This window comes from Arthrobacter sp. 2YAF22_2, assembly GCF_052114645.1.
In the GTDB taxonomy this organism is placed as follows: domain Bacteria; phylum Actinomycetota; class Actinomycetes; order Actinomycetales; family Micrococcaceae; genus Arthrobacter.
Map to the genome: position 1 here is coordinate 1 of NZ_JBFRFD010000198.1, position 6077 is coordinate 6077.

The window sequence follows — 6077 nt, forward strand, 5'->3', positions numbered from 1 at the left end:
CCGTCCTGCCATCTGGGCCATGACCGCGGCCAACAGCAGTGCGGGAATGATGATGATGACGTCGGTGAGGCGCATCAGGATGGCCTCGGACCAGCCGCGGAAGTACCCGGAGATGGCGCCGACCACAACGCCGATCAGCCCGGCGATGAGACCGATCACGACCATGACGGTGATGGACTGCTGCGCGCCGCGCATGGTCATCGCGAACAGGTCGCGGCCGATCCGGTCCTGGCCGAAGGGGTGCTCGCCCCAGGCCAGCGGCCAGAGCGAGGAGGTGGGTGCGCCGTCGTTGACCAGCGACGATACCTGCTCGTGGTTGTATTTCCACCAGCCCGGGATGCCCAGGTAGCCCACCGAGGTGAAGGCGAGGAGGAAGATCAGGGCAAAAACCACGAGCCCGATGATCGCGCCGGAGTGCCCGAGGAAGCGCTTGCGGACAATCTGGCCCTGGCTCAGGCCCTTGGACTTGAGGACGGGCTCGATGCCGGCCGCCGGGGCACCGTTCAACACGGCGTCCTCGGCCATAATTTCATCCTGCTGGCTTGGCTGGCTCATGCTTTTACCCTTACGCGCGGATCAAGTGCGGAGTAGGCGAGGTCCGCAACGAGGTTGAAACCCATGGCAGTGATGGCCACACAGACGAAGACGCCCATCACCGGGTTGGGGTCGATGTGGGAGATGCCGTCAAGGAAGAGGAAACCCATGCCCCGGACGGAGAAGACCGATTCGGTGATGACCGCGCCGCCGATCAGGCCGCCGATATCGAAGGCCACGATGGTGGCGATCGGAATCAGCGCGTTGCGGAAGGCGTGCCGCATCACGACGGTGCGCTCCGAGACGCCCTTGGCGCGCGCGGTCCGGATGTAGTCCATGTTCATGATTTCCAGCATCGAGGCCCGGGTGAAGCGCGTGTAGCTGGCCAGGGAGATCAGGATCAGGGCCATCGTCGGCAGGATCAGGTGGGTGAACGAGTCCAGGCCGAGAACCCAGAAATCGCCGTCGATGTTCGGCGTGCTGGCCCCGATGGTCGCAATCGGCCGGCCCCGGACCCGGCTGTTGTTGAAGTAGCTCGGCCAGGCCTGCATGAAGCGGTCCAGCAGGATCATAAATCCGACCAGGAAGGACGTGATGGCTGCGGCACGCATGGACTGGCCGCGGTCGTAGCCGCCCATCACGTAACCGATCCCCAGGCCCACTGCGATGGCGGCAACGGCCAGCAGCACGATCATCAGGAAGGTCGCCTCATTGAGCAGCGGCTGGACCAGGAAGTACAGGACCACGCCGACGCCGACGGCGATCAGCGCCGACTGCAGCGCCTTGCGGTTCTTCAGTCCGGCCGACAGCAGGGTGACGGCGAAGGCGATGCCGACACCCGCGATGGCGATGACGACCGGGCCGAGGCCCGGCGTCTTGAACCACTCGGTGGCGGAGAAGTAGATCAGCACCGCGCTCACGAATGCGAACACGACACCGCCGGCGGTCAGGCGCCGCTTCGGAGCGCCACCGGAGGCGACGGCAGCCACGATGCCCAGCCCGACGCCGATCGCCAGTGCCACTGGCAACGGCACGTCCGGGCTCCGCAGGAAGTTGTTGAAGCCGATGGCGCCGAATTCCTTGAGCAGGACGGCGACCCAGAAGATCGGCAGCGAGAAGAACAGGAAGGCCATGAACGTCACGCCGTAGTCCAAGGTGCTGTACTGGCGCAGGGCGGTGATGATGCCCAGCGTGATGCCGATCAGGATGGCCAGCACTGTGGCGCCGGTGACCAGCGTCAGGGTCTGGATGAGCGCATGGCCCAGCGCGTCGGTGACGGGCTGGCCGGCGATGTTCTTGCCGAGGTCACAGGAGTTGGCGAACGGAATGAGGCACTGGGCCGCGCCCCCGAGCCACTTGAAGTAGCGGACAGGGGCGGGGACGTCGAGTTGAAGGAGCTGGGTGCGCGAGTCCATCAACGCCTGTTTTTGTGGCGAGTTGTTGGCGCGGAATTCCTCCAGGGGGTCTCCGGACGCCGCTGTCAGGAGATACACCAGGAAGGAGGCGCCGAGAAGAATGAGGGCTGCTGTCATAAGCCGCCGGACTATGTAAGTCACCATTGAAGAAGAACCTCGGTATTCGGGCCCAGGGATTGCCAGGACCGGTCGCAGAGTTCGGCCGGGTGCCGCGGGGATTCGGTGGCGGCCAAGCCATCGTCGGGTGGTGCCGCTAGAAAGGCGTCGGGACCGTAGAGCCGTGGTCCCGACGCCTTTAGCTAGCAAGTACTACTTGCGGTCGTCGGCTACTTCTGAGCCCACTCCCAGAAGTTCCACCAGACACCGGTCTGGTTCGGCATGTACTTCACGCCGGTGATGCGGTCGCTGTAGGCGTCCACGCCGACCGACTGGAACAGCGGCAGGCCGTAGCTGGAATCCCAGATCTTCTTGTCGATCTGCTCGACCAGGCTGTCCTGCTTGCTCTTGTCGGTGGTGACAATCAGTTCGTCCATCAGCTTGTCAGCTTCGGGATCGGAGAACTTGTTGAAGTTGGAGTCGTTGCCGGTCTTGAAGATCTGCGGGACGCCGGAGACGCCCACACCCGAGTTGCTCCAGCCGAAGATGGTGGCGTCGTAGCCACCCTTGCCCAGGGCCTTGCCCCAGTCAGACTTGCCGAGGCCGCCGTCGACGATCTTGAAGCCGGCCTTGGTGGCGGACTCGCGGATCAGGGAGAAGGCGTCAACGCGGTTGGGGTTGTCCTTGTTGTACATGATGCGGACTTCGGGAGTGGCACCGTTAAGCAGCTTCTTGGCACCGTCGACGTCTGCAGCCTTGTAGGCCGAGGAGCCGTTGTTCTTCACCGAATCGGCGTACGAAGCCTGGTCCGGGACGAACAGCTGGGAATCCAGCGGGGCCGCCTTCGGGTCAAGCTTCTTGACGATCTTGTCGACGATATCCTGGCGCGGAACAACCTTCATGAACGCATCGCGCACGTTCTTGTCGGCGAACGGTCCGCTGTAGTTCAGGTCGAGGTGGTCATAGGCGAGCTGGTTGCCCACGTCGACAGTGACACCCTGGCTCTGGAGCGCCTTCAGCTGGTCCACCGTGTCGGCGGAAGCCTGCGGTGCGATGATGTCTGCTTCGCCGTTCTTCAACGCCTGGACCTGAGCGGGAGCCTCACCGATGTAGCGGACGGTGATCTCATCCAGGTTTGCTGCCGGGCCCCAGTTGTAGTCCTTGTTCTTGACCATGGTCAGGGACTGGTCCTGGTTGACGCTCTTGACGATGAAGGGACCGTTGGACAGGTAGAGACTCGGGTCTGCCGGCAGGGTCTTGGTGTCAAAACCGGTGTTCCACATGTCGGACATGATCTTCAGCTGGGCATTTGCCGGCTTCGGGGCCTTCGAGTCGCCGCGAGGCGTGCCCTTGAGCAGGTCCACGAAGGCCTTGGTATCAGCCAGTCCGGCTTTCTTGGCGAGCACGTGGGCCGGGATGTCGACGCCGGGACCGCCGAGGGCGATTTCCCAGTCGGCGAAGGGCTTGGAGTACTTGATGGTCATGGAACGGCCGTCCGCGCCCATTTCCGGGAAGTCGGTAAGCGCGATGCCGGTCGGGTCGCCGGCATAGGAGAAGTAGGACGTTCCGGTCTTGGCGTCTGCGTCGGCGTCGTTGTAGTAGCCGGAGAAGGCGGCCCACTGCAGGAGGAGGTCGGCGGCGGTGACGGGGGTCCCGTCGGACCACTTGACGCCGTCGTTGATGGTGTACTTGACCGTCAGCGGGTTGTCAGAGGTCTTTTCCATCTTGCCAAACTTCTCGTTGCGTACAACGTTCAGCTTGTTATCGATGTAGTAGAACCCGGAGTGGGTGGCGTAGCTGATCTTCGAGTTGATGTCAGTGTTGCCGTCTGCGGTGTTCGGGTTGAACGTGTTGAATGCGTTCACCTCGACGACCGTTGCCGATCCGCCTGTCTTGGCTGCCGCAGCAGTCGACGGGGTTGTCCCGCCGCCGCCGCCCGCGCAGGCACTCAGTGCGAGTGCAGCTGCCGCCGCGACCCCCACTGCTTTGGAAATACGACCGAAGCGCATTCCGCCTCCTTGTTTCTGTGGTGTGGATGAGACCGGCACCGTTGGCGCCAGGCAGACGTCCACACTCCCCCAGCGGCAGTGTGGTCCGTCTCACATGGCATGAAGCGTAAACCCAGAGCGACGCGGAACAGCATGAAAGTTGACCGCAGATAACGTTCGTTATCGAGCTGCAACAATTGACGGCCCCGTATGTAAAATCTTGTCGAAATTCGTTGACGGATACGGAACTACGGGATAGGGACGAAAACGGAAAAACCCACGATTCATATGAATCGGCGCTTTTCGAGTTAATCGGCCATTACCGCTCCCGGCTGCCAGCGCACGAACGGCCGCTTTCCCGGGGAACCGTCTTGCCGGGTAACTTCCCGCCATGGCCGGTGGAAACCATTGATCCCGCGCCTACCATGGGAATCAACCGTGCCCGATCCCTGAAGGAAGCCCATGCCCGATTCCTCCCGCCCGCTACGCAAGCTTGGATTCCTCGCTATCGGTTTGTTCGATCCGGCGGACCCAGCTGCGGGGCACGAATCGACATTGCAGGTAATCGAACTGGGCGAGCGGCTCGGATTCGACAGCGCATGGCTGCGCCACCGCCATTTGCAGTTCGGGATCTCCTCCCCCATCGCGGTCATGGCTGCGGCCAGCCAGCGCACCTCCCGGATCGAGCTAGGAACCGCCGTGACGCCGATGGGCTGGGAAAACCCGCTGCGCCTGGCCGAGGACCTGGCCACCGTGGATCTGCTGGCAGGCGGACGAATCAATCCGGGCCTGAGCGTAGGTGAACCGATGCACTACGACACGGTGAAGCACGAGCTGTACCCGGACTCCGCCGAGCTGGAGGATTTCAGCTACGCCCGAGTGGAGCGGCTCGCGCGCTTCATTGCCGGGGAACCGGTCCGGCAATTCTCCGGCAAGCAGGGCGTCGTGGAGGAATTCTCCAACCGCGTCGAACCGCACTCTTCGGGGCTGCGAGGACGTCTTTGGTATGGGGCGGCCAGCAAGAAGTCGGCCATCTGGGCCGGGGAAAACGGATTCAATCTGCTCTCCAGCAGTGTGGTCTTCGCCGAAGCCGGCCAGGAACCGGCTTTTGCCCAAATCCAGCAATCACAAATCCGCGCCTATCGGGAAGCCGCAGCAAAGTCAGCTCAAGCACACGGAGCAGCCCGGGTCTCGCAGGGCCTGGTGGTGATCCCGACCGATTCGGCGTCACCGAAACAGCGCGAAAAGTACCAACGCTACGTTGACGAACGCACTCCCCGTACGCTGTCGCCGCAGGGGCCAAAAGGGATGCTCTTCGCCGCCGACCTGATCGGCACCAGCGATCAGATTGCCGCGCAGCTGCACGCGCACGCAGGGTTCCAGGAAGTCGACGAGGTCGCCTTCGCGTTGCCGTTCAGCTTCGACCATGAGGACTACGTCCAAATCCTCACCGACATCGCCACGAACCTGGGTCCGGCCCTGGGCTGGGCCCCGGCCGGAGTCGAGCACCTGGGACGCACCTCGTAACGACGCTCACTCAGCGGGATTCGGCCTACCCGTTAAAGCGGCACGCAGCTCAAACACCCGCGCACGCTAGAGACGGGCCATGGGCTTAGGGCCTAGCCCGCATTGCCGGGCTCGGGGCCGACACCTCACGGCTATCAAGGACGATAGCTGCTGCCCGCTCTGTCGTTGTGACCGATGGATCCTGTAGCCGCCCAGCTGGCCAGTAGCTTGAGTCGCTCGGCGCTGGGCGAGCCGGGTTCGGCAGTGTAGATCATGAGGACGCAGCCTGGGTCGGCGGTGATGATGAGTTCTTCATAGGCAAGAGTGAGTTCGCCAACCACCGGGTGGTTGAATCGTTTTGTGCCGGACCCGTGGGTCCGGACGTCATGGGCGCCCCAGAGGTGCCGGAACACATCGCTGCGCGTGGACAGCTCACCGACGAGGTCCTGGAGGCCTTTGTCGTGGGGATCTCGGCCGGCTTCGGTCCGCATGATCGCCACGCACATCTCAGCGAAAAGCTCCCAGTCAGGATAGAACC

Annotated in this window: 5 protein-coding genes; 1 reads left to right on the forward strand and 4 read right to left on the reverse strand. The window is 63.2% G+C overall.

What is annotated here, in order from left to right:
- From AB4Y86_RS09770 to AB4Y86_RS09780, 3 genes are all read right to left on the reverse strand, one after another.
- The coding region (locus AB4Y86_RS09770) for an ABC transporter permease (protein WP_441402046.1) at window positions 1-555 on the reverse strand (555 nt) is incomplete at its 3' end.
- On the reverse strand, window positions 552-2093 hold the full coding sequence (locus AB4Y86_RS09775) for an ABC transporter permease (protein WP_441402047.1): 1542 nt from the start codon (window positions 2091-2093) through the stop codon (window positions 552-554). The genes AB4Y86_RS09770 and AB4Y86_RS09775, both read right to left, overlap by 4 nt.
- A 182-nt stretch (window positions 2094-2275) precedes the next feature.
- Window positions 2276-4054: an ABC transporter family substrate-binding protein gene (locus tag AB4Y86_RS09780; RefSeq protein WP_441402048.1), complete on the reverse strand. Its 1779-nt coding sequence runs from the start codon at window positions 4052-4054 to the stop codon at window positions 2276-2278.
- A gap of 441 nt (window positions 4055-4495) precedes the next feature.
- Between AB4Y86_RS09780 and AB4Y86_RS09785 the strand changes: the two genes are divergently transcribed.
- Complete coding sequence (locus AB4Y86_RS09785; protein WP_441402049.1) at window positions 4496-5560, forward strand: LLM class flavin-dependent oxidoreductase; 1065 nt, start codon at window positions 4496-4498, stop codon at window positions 5558-5560.
- 134 nt (window positions 5561-5694) lie between these two features.
- On the opposite strand, the gene AB4Y86_RS09790 is transcribed toward AB4Y86_RS09785, so the two are convergent.
- A partial coding sequence (locus tag AB4Y86_RS09790; RefSeq protein WP_441402050.1) for an MmyB family transcriptional regulator occupies window positions 5695-6077 on the reverse strand: 383 nt, incomplete at its 5' end.